10 protein-coding genes and 1 pseudogene are annotated in these 16,003 nt (G+C 41.3%); 7 read left to right on the forward strand and 4 right to left on the reverse strand.

Annotated elements, in window-relative coordinates:
• Positions 1 to 1,830: pseudogene (locus V7K42_RS09850) on the reverse strand (zinc-dependent metalloprotease); the annotation flags it as partial.
• Between the two features lie 964 nt (positions 1,831 to 2,794).
• On the opposite strand from V7K42_RS09850, the gene gshA reads away from it, so the two are divergent.
• Positions 2,795 to 3,934 carry a glutamate--cysteine ligase gene (gene gshA / locus V7K42_RS09855; protein WP_334915703.1) on the forward strand — a complete coding sequence of 380 codons (1,140 nt, stop codon included), beginning with the start codon at positions 2,795 to 2,797 and terminating at the stop codon, positions 3,932 to 3,934.
• Between the two features lie 101 nt (positions 3,935 to 4,035).
• Here the strand turns inward: gshA and V7K42_RS09860 are convergent, their stop codons facing one another.
• The gene (locus tag V7K42_RS09860) at positions 4,036 to 5,505 is read right to left on the reverse strand and encodes a glycoside hydrolase family 13 protein (protein WP_334915704.1); all 1,470 of its coding nucleotides are present in this window, start codon (positions 5,503 to 5,505) and stop codon (positions 4,036 to 4,038) included.
• Between the two features lie 614 nt (positions 5,506 to 6,119).
• Between V7K42_RS09860 and V7K42_RS09865 the strand changes: the two genes are divergently transcribed.
• Together V7K42_RS09865 and V7K42_RS09870 are read left to right on the forward strand one after the other, a co-directional pair.
• Positions 6,120 to 7,847: a S8 family peptidase gene (locus tag V7K42_RS09865; RefSeq protein WP_334915706.1), complete on the forward strand. Its 1,728-nt coding sequence runs from the start codon at positions 6,120 to 6,122 to the stop codon at positions 7,845 to 7,847.
• A 114-nt stretch (positions 7,848 to 7,961) separates the two neighbouring features.
• The gene (locus tag V7K42_RS09870; protein ID WP_334915707.1) at positions 7,962 to 8,261 is read left to right on the forward strand and encodes a hypothetical protein; all 300 of its coding nucleotides are present in this window, start codon (positions 7,962 to 7,964) and stop codon (positions 8,259 to 8,261) included.
• A gap of 43 nt (positions 8,262 to 8,304) precedes the next feature.
• Here the strand turns inward: V7K42_RS09870 and V7K42_RS09875 are convergent, their stop codons facing one another.
• Positions 8,305 to 8,676, reverse strand: a complete 372-nt coding sequence (locus V7K42_RS09875; RefSeq protein ID WP_334889754.1) for a CU044_2847 family protein — start codon at positions 8,674 to 8,676, stop codon at positions 8,305 to 8,307.
• A 145-nt stretch (positions 8,677 to 8,821) separates the two neighbouring features.
• On the opposite strand from V7K42_RS09875, the gene V7K42_RS09880 reads away from it, so the two are divergent.
• The gene (locus tag V7K42_RS09880) at positions 8,822 to 12,328 is read left to right on the forward strand and encodes an nSTAND1 domain-containing NTPase (protein WP_334915709.1); all 3,507 of its coding nucleotides are present in this window, start codon (positions 8,822 to 8,824) and stop codon (positions 12,326 to 12,328) included.
• Positions 12,329 to 12,385: 57 nt separating this feature from the next.
• Here the strand turns inward: V7K42_RS09880 and V7K42_RS09885 are convergent, their stop codons facing one another.
• Positions 12,386 to 12,523, reverse strand: coding sequence for a hypothetical protein (locus V7K42_RS09885; protein ID WP_334915711.1), 138 nt, complete (start codon positions 12,521 to 12,523; stop codon positions 12,386 to 12,388).
• A gap of 402 nt (positions 12,524 to 12,925) precedes the next feature.
• Here V7K42_RS09885 and V7K42_RS09890 point away from each other — a divergent pair, with 402 nt between their 5' ends.
• The 3 genes from V7K42_RS09890 to V7K42_RS09900 all read left to right on the forward strand — a co-directional run bounded on the left by V7K42_RS09890 (position 12,926) and on the right by V7K42_RS09900 (position 15,959).
• Entirely contained in the window at positions 12,926 to 14,215 is a 1,290-nt protein-coding gene (locus V7K42_RS09890) for a glucose-1-phosphate adenylyltransferase (RefSeq protein WP_334915713.1), read from the forward strand.
• 108 nt (positions 14,216 to 14,323) lie between these two features.
• Positions 14,324 to 14,833: an AAA family ATPase gene (locus V7K42_RS09895; protein ID WP_334915715.1), complete on the forward strand. Its 510-nt coding sequence runs from the start codon at positions 14,324 to 14,326 to the stop codon at positions 14,831 to 14,833.
• 121 nt (positions 14,834 to 14,954) lie between these two features.
• Positions 14,955 to 15,959 carry a DnaJ C-terminal domain-containing protein gene (locus V7K42_RS09900; protein ID WP_334915717.1) on the forward strand — a complete coding sequence of 335 codons (1,005 nt, stop codon included), beginning with the start codon at positions 14,955 to 14,957 and terminating at the stop codon, positions 15,957 to 15,959.
• Positions 15,960 to 16,003: the final 44 nt, after the last annotated feature.

Raw genomic sequence — 16,003 nt, forward strand, 5'->3', positions numbered from 1 at the left:
TGCGTAAGATAATTCTGGTTGAGGCGATGCCAGTGCAATCTGCTCTAAAAAACTTTTTTCTGATTCTGGAATGATTCCCTCAATTGCTGCTGATGGGCTTTTTTTATAACCATACTCAATTGCCCATTCGTCATAAGGCCCAACAACTCCTGGGAAATAGTCACCTTGCTGTACTCCTTGTGGTGCTATATTCACAGGTAGATAGTCCATCACTGAACCCACTAAACCTTTGGTGTGAGTGATTTTAGTATTATTTAATTCTTCAGGCGTTAACATCGTGCTGCCGTGAAAATTGTGGCGTAACCCGAGAGTATGCCCAACTTCGTGAGCAATGAGAGAACGCAAATATTGATGCACATACTCTTTCATTGTTTCACTGCTGGGTGTAATATTTGGCAAAATTGACAACGCCAGTGCCCCCATCTGGGCTTGATTTGAAGATTCCATCCCATAGCAGAACTCAGAGTTTGGCAGAAGATAATTCTTAGCATCTGTATTCTGCCTTCGCCAGAATACTTGACATGATTTTTTATCCACTAAAGATGAATTGACTTCCATCAATGCATGATATTCTTGCTGACTTGAACGCACCATATTGGCATCCACAATAATATCTGCATCCAATATTTCTCCGGTGAATGGGTTAACGCGCATCGGCCCTCTAGCGAAACCTTCATCCAAAGAGTTGAACCAGCGAATAGTATTGTAATGTACATCTGCGGGTTGCCAATCAGCATCATCTGGCATTTGCTGCACTTCAATAGCATTTTTAAATCCGGCTTTTTCAAATGCTTTGTTCCACATCAAAATGCCTTCACGAATTGCATCGCGGTACTTTAGTGGCACAGCATTTTCAATCCAATACACAATTGGCTTTTTGGGTGGAGATATAGCAACATTAGGGTTAGATGGTTCTAGATGCCAGCGATTAATGTAACGGACAAATGATTCGTGAGGATTATTATTAGATAAGTCTTGGAAAGCAGTAATAAAATATCCCACTCTATCATCGGCAAGTCTGGGAATATAACCATTGTTTTCTCTAAGCTGAGAAAAACTATAGTGTACCTTCAGAGTCAAGTCTCTACTATCGGGTACTGTGACTAAATTTGATCCTTCTAGTGATGAAAAACCATAAATAGAATCAATTTCTACATTTTATGAGAAGCTGTTAATTTCACCAAAATATGACTTGCGTCCATCCAAGCGGTAATCAGCTTGCAAAGAGTATTTTAAGAAGGGAGTTAATCCTGGAAAATCCTGCATTAGCAGTTCATCCAGATTTATCAGAATATTTTCATTCTGTGGATCGATATTAACTATTTCGAGTGAATAAAGAACTGAGTCGCTAAATGAGCGAGCAAGCGATCGCTGTTCTGGTCTACTTTCTGCACGGAATTTAACATTTCGCACAACAAAATGTAATCTATTATTTACTCGTTGGAAGTAGAAGAGAAAATCAGAGAGAGGTAATCCACTATAAATTCCCCTTTCTCCAACGCCTGATTCTAATGTCACTATAGCTAGGTAATCTTTATTTAGTTGCTCTGGTTTGATTTCTAAGTAAATTTTGCCCGAATTATCCGTGCAATAAAGTGTGAAGAGTCCCTCTAGTTTATCTATCTCTTTGACAACCTTATTAGTCCGACAAAAATCCTGCTTTTTATTCTTATCAAGATTATTAGTACTTACTAAGTTTTCAACTACTGAGAGTGCATTTACTTGCTGCACATCATTTAAAAGTTGGTTTGCTCCTGCGTAATCACTTGAGAGAAACAAGTTATACAGTAATATTATAAAGATTGCTAATTTACTTATCCAGTATTTCATCCTTTGGCTTTCCACCTGAAGCAACTCTCGTGTTGAGAAAAATGTGGATTGATTTTTCGTCTGCAAGCCCTGCAAATATCTAGGAATGACGATATAAATCCACTCAAAAAGTCGTGTGAATATTGATTGTTATTAGTGGCTCTTTAGGAATTTTCCATTAAGCATCTATATTTTAAGATAGATATTTTTTCAAACTAAAGATACATGTTCTTTTTATTTGTATATGTATTAAAACTCAAATGTAGCGTCGAAAATGTATTTAGTGCTACATTTGCGAGCCGAAGAAATATCAAGCATGATTTATAAAGAAAGAATCAGACTTTTAAGAAAGCTGTTATTAAGTAGGTAAATGCTTTTTTCGGATGAATTCTGGAAAATTGTGGTGATTTCAAGGATTTTGTTACATAGTCAAAAATTATTGAGTCGAACACACTCTCAAAGGTTTTTAGCATTGCCTTGATAATTTTAGGACTTATGCAAAACTCAATGCTGTAGGAGCAATACCTGGCGGCTAGTACACCCGGATTTCTCACCACATCTCGCCTGCGCTTGAGCAGGGGAGCAGGGGAGCAGGGAGAGCAGGGGGAGCAGGGAAGCAGGGAAGCAGGGGAGCAGAGGAGAGTTCAAATACCAAGTTCTTTCCCCTCTGCCCCTCCGCCCCTCAAGGTTGTGAAAAATGCGGGTACAGCTTGGCAAAAATAAGCAGACCATTAAAAGCCATGAAAATTCAGTAGACTGCAAGGCTTAAAAATGGTGTGTATATTTCCGCCGCATGATACTAGGGTTTCGGCTATTTATTGCGTAAATCGGGAATTTTTCAGATAATAATCCAGAAATCTGTTGTCCTGATTTCAGGTGAGTTAGCAATAAAATGATTCTTAACCTTATGATCGACTTAAAGATAGATCCAGAGATACGTCTAATTCGATACAATTTATAAGTAGAGAGAGCCGAGGAGAACAAGGTGGTCTTATTAAAAGGCTTTGAGATTGAGATGTATACTGGCACGCCTCAAGGTGAAATCGTCGGCCTCTCCGACAAAATTGTTGCCGCTTTAGATGGATTTATGCGGGAGCCAGATAGCCGCAACGTCGAATATATAACCCAACCATCCCATAATTACGATAATTTATTGTGTGCATTGCTGCGTCCTAGGCGGGAGTTGCGAAGCTACCTGAATCGCTTGGGCGATTACACCTTGATACCAGGAAGTACTTTATCTTTAGGTGGTGGCGATCGCTTTCAGCGTTCCGATCCAGCCAATCCTTATCATGATTATATTGAGAACACTTACGGGACAAAAGTAGTCACTGCCAGCGTCCATATCAATATAGGCATCAGCGATCCAGAAGTATTGATGCGGGCATGTCGAGCGATTCGGATGGAAGCACCTCTATTTCTTGCCCTCAGCGCCTCATCTCCCTTCCTAGATGGCAAAACTACTGGCTATCACTCCACCCGATGGGGCTTATTTCCGCAAACGCCTAGCCACGTGCCATTATTTGCCAGCCACGCCGATCATATCCAGTGGGTGGAAGATCAACTCGTTGCCGGAACTATGCAAAACGTGCGGCATTTGTGGACATCAGTTCGGCCAAATGGCGATCGCCGTCCTTATGATCTAAATCGCCTAGAATTGCGAATTTGCGATTTAGTCACAGATCCCATTGCTTTGCTAGCTATAACTGCCTTATTAGAAGCGCGTTTGTTGCAAATAATCGAAAATCCTAGCATCGATCCCTTAACCCAAAGTATTTTCTCTGGCGAAGAACTTCTCACCCTAACTGCTGAAAACGAAGCTGCTGTGGCGGCTGCTAGTCTCGATGCTCCTTTGAGACATTGGCAAGATGGTAGAACCATTCTAGCCAGAGATTGGATTTCGGAAATGTACCAAGATGTTTGGGCGATCGCTAAACAACAAGGCTTTAGCTGTTTCCTTTCTCCATTGCACAAAATCCTCCGAGAAGGCAATGAAGCTCAACAGTGGTTGCAGTTACACACAGTCGGTTTTGACACCCAGTGCGTCCTTACTCAGGCTATTCTCGCTACTCAAGAGCGCGAAATCGAACTTGAAGACAAATTGTGTTTGTCCCTGCCAGCTTAATTGAAGAGGTAGAGAGGCATAAGGTATGGACAAAAGGCAAAGAGGCAGGGAAGAAGTTGGAGTAAATCTTTCCCCTTTTACCTGCTATTGCCTCTCTACCTCTACATTTTCTCTACTCCCAGAATGCAGCCACTGCGTGCGGGGAGAGTTAATGACAAATGCTGAGTTTCTCCTTCAGTATTCCACTCAACTTCAGCATTACCATATAACAGCTTATTGGGTTGAGTATGCAAACTAACCACATCTGCATTCGCTATTGCCGAACTTGTGCCAGCGTTGATGGCAACAATCAATTCTTCTGTTCCTAAAGTTCGCGCAAAGATATAAACTTGTCCTTGAGCATGGAGAACTTGATAATCACCTGTACGCAAGGCTGGGTAAGTTTGGCGGAGGGTAATTAATTGACGATGAGTATTGAAAATTTCTCGCTCCCACTTGGCTTCTAAAGGAAAACCGCGCCGTGAGTCGGGATCTATGCCACCAGGTAAACCAACTTCATCACCATAGTAAATGCTGGGCGCACCGGGAAAGGTGAGTAACAGTAAAGTAGACAACTCTACACTGGCTACATCGCCGCCTGCAATGGTCATCAATCGGGCTGTATCGTGACTTGCTAACAAATTGAGTTGAGTTAGCTGAATTTCCCAAGGGTAAAGTTGCAGTACTTCTTGAATTTTGGTAGCGTATTCGGCAGCAAATAAGGGTGGATAGGGTTGATAGTCGCGGCCTTGAACTTGTTCTAAGACTACGCGATCGCCAGCTGCAAAGGCAATCGTCGGCCCAGCAAATAGATAATTCATCACGCCGTCAAATTGCGTTCCATCCAACCATTGGCGCGAATCTCCCCAGACTTCGCCCACAATGTAAGCTTCGGGATTGACTGCCTTAACGCGATCGCGGAATTCCTGCCAAAAACCAGGAGTTTTTATTTCAAATGGTACATCTAATCGCCAACCGTCGATGCCGAATTTAATCCAATATTCGGCAATCTCCATAATATATTCTCGTACTTCTGGATTATCGTGGTTAAATTCTGGTAAAGCCCGATTTCCCACCCAACCTACGTAGTTAGCAGGTAAGTTTCCATCATAAGCTGAAAGGGGCCAGCCTTGTATTTTGAACCAATTTACCCAAGGCGAATGGGGGCCATTTTCTAAAACGTCGTGGAAAAAGAAAAAACCACGACTGGAATGGTTAAATACCCCATCCAGAACAACTTTGATATTCCGTTGATGGGCTGCATCGAGCAATTCCTTAAAAGCCTCGTTACCCCCTAACATCGGATCAACTTGGTAATAATCGTGGGTATGATAGCGATGATTGCAGGCGGATTGAAAGATGGGTGTAAAATAAATCGCGTTAATCCCCAAATCCTGGATGTAGTCTAAATCCTCCATGATGCCCCATAAGTCGCCACCTTTATAACCCTGGAGGGTTGGCATAGCATCCCAATCTTCCCAACGGGCTTCGTGCAATAGCCGTTTGCGTGCCTGTTTGCTTCTGGCAAAGCGATCTGGGAAGATTTGGTAGAAAACAGCGTGCTTTACCCAGTCTGGTGTTTGAATTTGCATGGATAACTCTTTGTACCTTCAGAAGCGATCGTTGCAAATATTAGCTTCTTTATGGCTCCTACTTATGATAGAAAATTTGTTATTTGTCAGTATTCATTAGCAAAATCAATTTTTTTTTAATAAACAACAAAGACTCAGAGAAGCCAGTGTGTTGGTTAGGATTTTATATTTGTAGCAAATAGCACAATAATATAAAGATAACATATTTAACTAAATATGTTTTATACACAAATTATACTTAGTTAGTTAATTACTCTTATTTATTCTTAATTTTCTTTTCTTTACTTTGTCCGTAATGATTTAGGCAGACGCTGGATAAGTTTAATAGCTTCATAAAAATTACCTGTTATCCCAGTATTGGGTAATTCTGAGATGCGGCTGCTCAAAGATGTCTTCTGAGTACAGATTAGGAATATGAGTTACGAATTAGTAATTGTCTTAGGAATAACTTCCCGCCTCCTAAGCTTATTTGATGTTATCTATGAAACAAATAGATAACTATAGTCGCATCAAATAATCAAAGCAAAAAAACTATATAGTCTGCACTAATAATAGAGCGACTTATCTTGATAACCTACTTTGCTTTCACCTAATAAATTGAATTTGAGGTAAAAATGAGACACGAAAAACTTTCTCCTGGACTACTGTTGGCATTTCAAGACTATCAAAATGAAGGAGATAAAGCTTTAGTTACACACAAGCGATCGCTTGGCATCATTGCCCATAAAAGCCCAGTCAAGCCTAGCAAGAGCGTCGTTTTTATCTACTGCGACCCTGATGCAGACTTAAGTTACTTATCACAATATAACATTGAAGTCAATCAAAACTCTGGAAGTGTGCGGACGGCTTTTTTACCCATAGAAAGTTTAGATGTCTTATCTGAAGAAGATGTGATTCACCGAATTAAGCCATCACGCAAACTTCATTTGCGAATGGACAGTGCAATGGGAGCAGTCAAACTGCCGGACTTCCAGAAAAAAAGCAAACTGACTGGTAAAGGAGTAATCATCGGCATTATAGACAGTGGTATCGATCCGAAACACCCCGCCTTTGCTGGACGAATTTTACACATTTGGGATCAAACACTGCCAGGGCCAGGAGTAACAGAGGGCGGCTATGGGGCAGAATTTACAGAAGCGCAACTGACAATCTCTCAGGATACAGCCGGTCATGGGACTCACGTTGCTGGAATTGCTGCCGGTGCTGATACTAACTATAGCGGTGTAGCACCAGAAGCAGAATTAGTTATCGTCAGATCGGATTTACAGGATGCTCACATTGCTGATGGTGTGCGTTACATTTTCCGAGTTGCTAGAGAGTTGGGACGCGCAGCCGTGGTAAATCTCAGCGTGGGTGGACATGCTGATGCCCATGATGGTAGTGATTCCCTATCTAAAGTCATTGATGCCGAAACTGGCCCAGGAAGAATTGTTTGCTGTGCTGCCGGTAATGAAGGAAACGCTAACATTCATGGACAAGCGACAATACCCAGTGGACGCACTCGTGGTATGCGCTTTAATGTTCCTTTGAATCAAATAGGTATAGTTTGGTTAAACGCTTGGTATTCCAAAGATAGTGAGTTGGAAGTGTCTGTGCGGAGTCCTAACGGTTTTGTCACCCCTTACCAAAAAATAATTACTGAAGGTAATGCTGCACAAGATTACCAGTTACCAGATGCACGGGTGCAATTAGCAACACCAGGGCCAGATCAAGCCAATGGCGATCGCAATTTCTTTGTACAAATCCGGGGTATTGACCCCTCGCCAGTCATGGGAGGTGTTTGGCAACTGCGAGTCCGCAACACTTCTTCAACTGACACACGTTTAGATGTGTGGACACTAGATGACACTTCCTCAGTGTTTTTTACTGGTAAAAGTGTGAAGGATACATTAAAAATTGGTTCACCAGGAGCCGCCAGCAGTGCAATTACAGTTGCAGCCTATACAACTAAAAGTAAGTACACAGATATTGATAACCAAGTGCGAGAAATGGGGTTAGAATTGCATACTATTACGGAATTTAGTAGTGAAGGACCTCTACGCAATAATGGACAGAAGCCCGATGTAGCAGCACCAGGAGCAATGATTGTTTCCACCCTTTCCGCCGATGCCAGTTTTGACCGCTCATCGATGATTAATTCCAAGTTTGTGGTAATGGCTGGTACGAGTATGGCGACACCTTTTGTCACTGGGTTAGTGGCACTACTGTTGCAGCGCGATCCTAAACTCGATCCGGTTGCTGTGAAAGACCTGCTATGTAAAAATAGTGCAATTCCCAGAAAACCCGCAGGCACATTTGATGACAAATGGGGTTATGGAGTGATTAACGCTTTAAATCTGTAATTAGATTGAGAAAGATAGATATTATTTCTGCACAAGGATAGGGGATAAAAACCTATAACTTTGATAAATTTGGGTAGGCATTAACTGCCTACCCTTTTTGCCAAGGAATTGCTAATGAATTATCAGAAACTAGATGCCGCCCTTGCTACAGCGCTGAATGATGTTCAAAATTCAGAAGAATCGAGTTTGGGGGTTTTCATTCATACTGAACCAATTTTAAACTCGGCTGCAACTGCTGTTTTAGAAAGTTTAGGTGTAAGTGGTGTTACCAGTAGCAAAGATATTTTCACAGCAACACTCTCACTAAATGCTATTTCCCAGTTGTCAGAGCAATCTTGGGTGAAGTATTTGAAGCGATCGCAGCAATTAGGTTTGGTTAATAGGAAAATAAGTATAGGGAAGTTGGGTGTTTAATGGGCATAGACTACCCCTAAGCTACGCGGATAATTTTTTGCAGTTACTCTGGATCGGGTTGTTGTTTTTCTGCAAACTTACACTTCACCTCAATTTGCAGATTACTTTCGGCTGAACCTTCGGTAATGTAAGGAATACCAGCTTTCCCACCCAACTTAATGCCAAATGTAAGTTTTACCTCTTCAATCTCAGCAGTATTGAAGTCTTTAAAAGCACTTAGAGCATAGATAGTATAAGAGCGAATCATTTGGCGAGCTTGTTGCATCCGAGCGATCGCATCTGTTCGGACATCCTTGTATTCTATGCCATCGTCATCCTCCTCAATTTCCTGAGTTATTTCGGTAGCTGTGACGTTAATCTCAATCTGCTCAATCTCCCCGTCTGCTTGGAAAAATAGTTGCTGTACTTCTGACATGGGCTACCTCAATTAAGTTTTGTAACGTATCTGAATAAATTTCAGCTTGCTTGCAGAAAAATAACAAATGGTATTGTTTCTAGTAACACAGCCATCATTGTGTCTGTCAAGATTATCCCGCATTTACTAACCCAAGGTGTGTTAAATGGCACGATACGCGCTTGTTATTGGCATCGCCGAGTATATCAGCCGATCATTACCGCCTTTGTCGAAGACTACAAATGATGCTGAAGCGATCGCGCAACTCTTAGAGCAATATGGTGATTTCCAGTCTGTGCAAAGACTACCGCAGCGCTGGAATAAAGATAAAAACGGCTATGAAATGGCAGCACAAAAAGTTACTGGCGCTCAACTTGGCCAAGATTTGAGAACTTTTTTACTAGAGCAAGCTGCTAATAATGAAGCGCTGATTTATTTTAGCGGACACGGTTTTACTATTTCCGACAATTTGGGACAACAAAAGGGATATTTGGCAAGTTCCGATTGTCAGATTGAATTTAAGGAAAACGAAAATGTTGAGCAAAAATATGGTATTCCTCTGGATAGCCTCAACGATTTAATTCAAGAGTCGCAATTAAGTAGTTTGGTAATGCTACTCGATTGCTGTCATAGCGGCTATTTTCTTGAAAGACAGTTAATAGAAAGAACTCTTAACGCTTTCAGTACACAAAAGGATTATTACTTAATTACAGCGTGTCGCGGCTTTGAACGCGCCGGAGTGATTAAAAGTGAAGAATATAGCATTTTCACAGGTGCAGTTGTTAAGGGATTAGCAGCAGAAAATGCAAGTAGTAGTAGGCGAATAAGTGGCGATCGCTTGTTTGATTTTGTCAGCAACGAACTTAAAGGTTCTGTACAGGAACCGATTCGCATGGGTTGGGGACGTTCAATTACTTTAGTGACTTATCCCCAATTAGATATTCCTACAGGAGAAAAAATTGCTTTCAATCAGGAAAATCCTTATCGGGGACTTTATGCTTTTGAATCAGAGCAAGCGCAATATTTTTGTGGACGAGATGAAGCAGTTCGTACCCTAATTTCGCGTTTAGCAGAGAGTCGATTTTTGGCTGTAATTGGTTATTCAGGTAGTGGTAAATCTTCTTTAGTAAAAGCGGGTTTATTACCGCAACTGAAAGGCGATCGCCTCCCAGGAAGCAGTGAATGGGCGATCGCATCTTTTACACCAGGAGAACATCCATTAGGTAAATTGGTTGACATTTTAGCTCGACAACAGCAGCAAAATAAACCGCATCTATTATTTATCGATCAGTTTGAAGAAATATTTACCCTTTGTCAAGACGATGAGGAACGCAAAGCTTTTATCCGCTTAATAGCACAGGAAGTAAAAAAAGCTGAGGTAGAAACGCGGATAATTTTGACAATTCGCGGCGATTTCTTAAATCGTTGTGCTGACTATCGAGAAATTATTACTCTCATTAATAATATTCCTCCCACATCATTCATCATCACACCGATGTCTTTTGCTGAGTTAGAAGAAGCAATTGAAAAACCAGCAAAATTACATGGTGTCACATTTGAGCGTGGTTTAGTTTCTCAAATTTCCGCTGATGTAGTCAACCGTCCTGGTGTATTACCCATACTGCAATATGCGCTTAAAGAGTTGTGGCGAGTTTGCATTGAAGAACCTGAATCGCCAGAACCGCTTTTAACTCATAAAGGTTATGAGGAAATTGGCGGAGTTAAAGGAGCTTTAGACAAACGAGCGACAATTTTGTATCAAAGTTTAACAACTGTAGATCAAGCCTTTGCGCGTTGCTTGTTTATGGAATTGGTGCAGTTAGGTGAAGCTGGAGAAGTAACGCGGCGGCGTGCTAGCTGGGAGAGATTAGAAGTAGTTGCAGATTCTCCCCAACAATTGCAAAGGGTTGTAGGATTACTAGCAGGTTCTCAACAACGTTTAATTATCACTGATCAAAATACTGTAGAAGTTGCCCATGAAGCACTTTTATCTGAGTGGAAATTATTAAATACTTGGATTGCTGAAAATCTGGAGAATATTCGTCTGAGTCGTTCTTTAGAGCAAGATTGCCAGGAATGGGTACAAAGATTTAATAAATCGGATGATGCACTGTTAACAGGTGCAAACTTAGCTGTAATTTCTGAGTGGGTGAATAAGACTCAGCCAAGACTTACGGCATTAGAATCAGAATTTTTGCATAAGAGTTTGGAGAGACGCGATCGCCAAAATCAGGCAGAATTAGAGCAAGCAAAAAAACTCCAACAGCAAGCAGAAGCCAAAGCTAAAGCTGAATCACAGAGAACTAGATTTGCGATCGCTTCTGCAACACTTGTAGCTTTATCTCTGGGATTGGGACTACTGTTGCAACAACAAACAATAGAGAAGAAACAAGGGGATGCGATCGCTTCTGTACTAGTAGTTGAAAAATCTAAGCTACTTTTAGCTCAAAATAATCAGCTTGAGGCAATGATCGCTAGTGCCCAAGCGCTCAAGTACTTGCAGCGTTTGGGTGGAGACAATTCTAAAGCACTTAATCAACTGAAAGTAGTAATTGACTCAGTGAAAGAGCATAATCGATTAGTAGATCATAAAAATAGCGTTTGGGGCGTGAGTTTTAGTCCTGACGGTAAAATAGCCTCTTCTGGTTACAACACTCCAATCAAGATTTGGGATAAAAATGGCAAGTTCTTATACGATCTTTTGCCTGGACATACTGGTGGAGTTTGGAGTGTAAGATTTAGCCATAATGGTAAAATTTTAGCCTCTACAAGTCAAGACACAACGTTCAGGCTTTGGAATATAGATGCGAAAGAAAATAAACTGATAAAAACTTTTAAAGGTCATAAAAATACTGTTTATGATGTTAGCTTTAGTCGAGATGATAAAATTATTGCTTCTGGTGATCGTGATGGAATCATAAAAGTTTGGCACACTGATATTCAAGAGAACCAACCTCAACCAATTAACACATTAGATGTTAGAAAATTACTTAAAAATGAGGGATATAATGTAAATAAACCACCTCGAGTTAACAGTCTAGACATTGACCCTAATGACAGTTCAAAAATTGCTTACGTCGATGATGATGGTAGTGTCAGAATTTGGGATTGGCAAAAAAAGGATACTTCCCCAGAAAACATTGGTACACATGGACAAAAAGCTTTGTTTATAGTTAGGTATAGTTTGGAGAGAAAAAACTTACTAGCTTCTGCCGATGAGGATGGTAATATATTTATCTGGAATACTAAAAATAAACAGAAAAAACCGATAGCAATAATCAAGAATGCTCACGCAAGTATAATATGGGGCTTAGATTTTAGTCCTGATGGTAAAATGCTCGCTTCTGGTGGTGTTGATGAAACTGTAAAGGTGTGGAATGTAGATAAGGCTATTAAGGGAGAAAGTTCTTTAATAGCAACTTTGAAAGGACACACTCAGCAAGTTAATCGGTTAGAGTTTAGTCGTGATGGCAATATAATTGCTTCTTCCAGTAATGATGGAACTGTAAGACTCTGGAAATGGCAAAGCAGTTATAGAAAAGATGTTACCCCCGAAGTGGAAAACTTGTTGAAATATAGCTGTAATTTTTTAGAAGAATATTTACAAACTAAAAAAAATATACCAGATTGGTTGAATTACCAATCTGATATCTGCTCTTTTAAAGAAAAGTGAACAACTTAACTATTTAGAATGCTGTTTTAATCGTCAATTTTATCCTTAATTATTGCTTTAGTTTTTTGTAATTGCTTGAGGCTTTCCATCTGGATTTGGATTATGTTCATTGATATTTGGATCTGTAATATGTTCATTGGGATCTTCTTTAGCAACTGGTTTTGGCTGAGGTTTGGGTTTTGGAGGATTCGACATATTTCTGTTACCTTGTTTTAAATATCTTAGGGAGTTAACTTAATAGCTGCCTTTTAGCTGGTTGTAATTTAATACACGAGAAAAATAATATTTTCCGGATTACACCTATAAATTTTTTAGATTTATTTTTATAACGAGGTTTGTGACAGACTATTTACCTTTTTCCCTTGTAAACTGTCTCACAGAGATAAAATTCTACGCGAGGGATGTGTAGTCGAAGCTTCCTACACTTTTCACCCCAATTAATACAAATGTTCTAATTAGTTCTTCGCCAGCCGCACTATCCATCACCAGTAGCATTCTGTAAAATTCATCCCAAAGAATCAGACGATCCCCCTTACCTGTGGTGGCAGACAGTCCTAAACTTAAGATGAGAGTTGAAAGGCAGTCGGGAGAAATTTTGTGAAGAAAGTATTATCAATCATTCTTGGTGGTGGCGCGGGTACTCGACTTTACCCACTAACCAAACTCCGCGCTAAACCAGCAGTACCAGTAGCGGGGAAGTACCGCCTAATCGATATCCCTGTTAGTAACTGCATAAATTCCGAAATTTTCAAAATCTACGTCCTGACACAATTCAACTCAGCTTCTTTGAATCGTCACATCGCCCGTACCTACAACTTTACCGGTTTCAATGAAGGGTTTGTGGAAGTGCTAGCGGCACAACAAACACCAGAAAACCCTAACTGGTTCCAAGGTACAGCCGATGCTGTGCGTCAATATCTGTGGTTAATGGAAGAATGGGATGTAGAAGAATATCTAATTCTCTCAGGCGATCACCTCTACCGCATGGATTATCGCCAGTTTATCGAGCGCCATAGGGAAACGGGGGCTGATATTACTCTCTCAGTCATCCCCATTGATGAGCGCCGCGCCTCAGATTTTGGCTTGATGAAAATTGACGATTCTGGTAGGGTAATCGATTTTAGCGAAAAACCCAAAGGTGAAGCGTTACACCAAATGCAAGTTGATACAAGTGTACTGGGATTATCAAAAGAACAAGCCCAGCAACAGCCTTACATCGCCTCAATGGGGATTTATGTCTTTAAAAAAGATGTTTTGTTCAAATTGTTGAGAGAAGGTGTAGAAAGGACTGATTTCGGCAAAGAAATTATTCCTGATGCCTCTAAAGATTACAACGTTCAAGCTTACCTTTTTGATGACTACTGGGAAGATATTGGAACAATTGAAGCATTTTACCATGCCAATTTAGCCCTAACTCAGCAGCCTCAGCCACCCTTTAGTTTCTACGATGAAAAGGCACCAATTTATACCCGCGCTCGTTACTTACCTCCAAGTAAACTTTTAGATTGCCAAATCACAGAATCAATTATTGGCGAAGGTTGTATTTTGAAAAATTGCCGCATTCAACATTCAGTTTTGGGAGTGCGATCGCGGATTGAATCTGGCTGCGTCATCGAAGAATCTTTGCTCATGGGTGCAGATTTTTACCAAGCTTCCGTCGAACGGCAATGTAGTTTAGCAGAAAATGACATTCCCGTAGGCATCGGTACAGACACAATCATTCGCGGTGCCATCATCGATAAAAATGCCCGCATCGGTCACGATGTGAAAATTATCAATAAAGATAATGTGCAAGAAGCTGAACGCGAAGCTCAAGGTTTCTACATCCGCAGTGGTATCGTTGTCGTCCTGAAAAATGCTGTAATTCCTGATGGAACAATCATTTAGTCATTGGTCATTGGTCATTGGTCATTAGTAATTAGTCATTGGTCATTAGTTATTCACCAAGGATAAATGACTAATGACACACCACAAAAGACAAAGGACGAATGACAAATGACTAAACTCATTCTGCTGATTGGCCTTCCAGGTAGCGGTAAGTCAACTTTTGCAAAACAATTACTGGCAGAATGCCCCCAGATGTCGCTGATTTCTACAGATGCCATCCGGGGGCAATTATTCGGTTCCCAAGCCCTTCAGGGACCGTGGCTGCTGATTTGGCGGGAAGTAGAACGGCAATTTCAGCAAGCTATTTATACAGCAAATACAGCCATTTTCGATGCTACCAATGCCCAGCGTCGCCATCGCCGTGAAGTCATTGCTTTAGCCCGTGAATTGGGCTTTACCCAAATTACGGCAATTTGGGTGGATACACCAGTCTGGTTGTGTTTAGCACGTAATAAAAGGCGATCGCGCCAGGTTCCTGAAGAAATTATTTTGCGGATGCACCGTCAACTCCGGGATGCCCCCCCAAGCCTGGAAGAGGGGCTAGATGGGCTAATCCGCTTATCAGAAAAATCGGAGTACGGAAATTGCGATCGCGCGGTGAGCAAGAACCCCACTTGATTTTCTATATTCTTTGTTAATTTAAAATCAGATTGTTTTGCTTTGGCACTATACCTAGCAATTAAATATCTTGCGATCTTAAAAAAAAAACATAACAGGAATTTCTATAGGAGGCTAGTAGATGGCTGCAACCGACTTCAAAGACTATTACGCAATTTTGGGAGTTAATAAGACTGCCACTCAAGACGAGATTAAACAAGCCTTTCGTAAACTAGCCCGCAAATATCACCCTGATGTCAACCCAAATAACAAACAAGCAGAGGCACGCTTTAAAGAAGTTAGCGAAGCCTACGAAGTTGTGTCAGATGTAGATAAACGCAAAAAATACGACCAATTCGGTCAATATTGGAAGCAAGCTGGTGAAGGTTTCCCAGGCGGCGGTGTTGGTGCCGATATGGGTGGCTTTGACTTTAGTCAATACGGCAATTTTGATGAGTTCATTAATGAGTTGCTAGGGCGCTTTGGCGGTGCTGCCCCTCGCGGTGGCGGTGGGCGACAAAGTTACTCTTCTTACCGCCCTCCAACAGCTGCGCCAAGTGGTTTTGGCGGCTTTAGCGATTATGGATTTCAAGATCCAGGTGCAGGTACTTCCCAGGATAGTGAAGCTGTAATCACCCTAAGTTTAGCTGAAGCATTTAACGGTGTACAGAAGCGCTTCAGTTTAGGTAACGAAACAATTGATGTTCGTATCCCATCTGGGGCTAAACTTGGTACTCGTCTGCGCGTGCGGGGTAAAGGTCAAATCAACCCAATGACTCAACAACGAGGGGATTTATACTTAAAAGTGGAACTTCAGCCGCACTCGTTCTTCCAAATGGAAGGTGATAACTTGGTGTGCGAAGTAGCAATCACACCAGATGAAGCGACTCTGGGAGCGTCTATTGATGTACCCACTCCTGATGGTTCAGTTAATGTCAAACTACCAGCCGGAGTGCGTTCTGGCCAATCACTGCGTTTGCGTGGCAAAGGTTGGCCTCTCGCTAAGGGTGGGCGTGGCGATCAGTTGGTGAAGGTGGCGATCGCACCACCAAAAGACCTCAGCCAGCAAGAGCGAGAATATTATGAAAAAATCCGGGCTATCCGTACTTATAACCCCCGCAGTCATTTGCAGCAAGTTAAGCTGTAAAAATTTCGGATTGTAGAAACGGTAAATTTACCGTTTCTACATTG

It is taken from the genome of Nostoc sp. (genome assembly GCF_036917455.1).
Classification (GTDB): Bacteria; Cyanobacteriota; Cyanobacteriia; order Cyanobacteriales; family Nostocaceae; genus Nostoc.

Coding starts and splice junctions, on each gene's coding strand:
- V7K42_RS09860 (WP_334915704.1), bottom strand. CDS start 5,505: ATGCAAATTCAAACACCAGACTGGGTAAAGCACGCTGTTTTCTACCAA.
- V7K42_RS09865 (WP_334915706.1), top strand. CDS start 6,120: ATGAGACACGAAAAACTTTCTCCTGGACTACTGTTGGCATTTCAAGAC.
- V7K42_RS09870 (WP_334915707.1), top strand. CDS start 7,962: ATGAATTATCAGAAACTAGATGCCGCCCTTGCTACAGCGCTGAATGAT.
- V7K42_RS09875 (WP_334889754.1), bottom strand. CDS start 8,676: ATGTCAGAAGTACAGCAACTATTTTTCCAAGCAGACGGGGAGATTGAG.
- V7K42_RS09880 (WP_334915709.1), top strand. CDS start 8,822: ATGGCACGATACGCGCTTGTTATTGGCATCGCCGAGTATATCAGCCGA.
- V7K42_RS09885 (WP_334915711.1), bottom strand. CDS start 12,523: ATGTCGAATCCTCCAAAACCCAAACCTCAGCCAAAACCAGTTGCTAAA.
- V7K42_RS09895 (WP_334915715.1), top strand. CDS start 14,324: ATGACTAAACTCATTCTGCTGATTGGCCTTCCAGGTAGCGGTAAGTCA.
- V7K42_RS09900 (WP_334915717.1), top strand. CDS start 14,955: ATGGCTGCAACCGACTTCAAAGACTATTACGCAATTTTGGGAGTTAAT.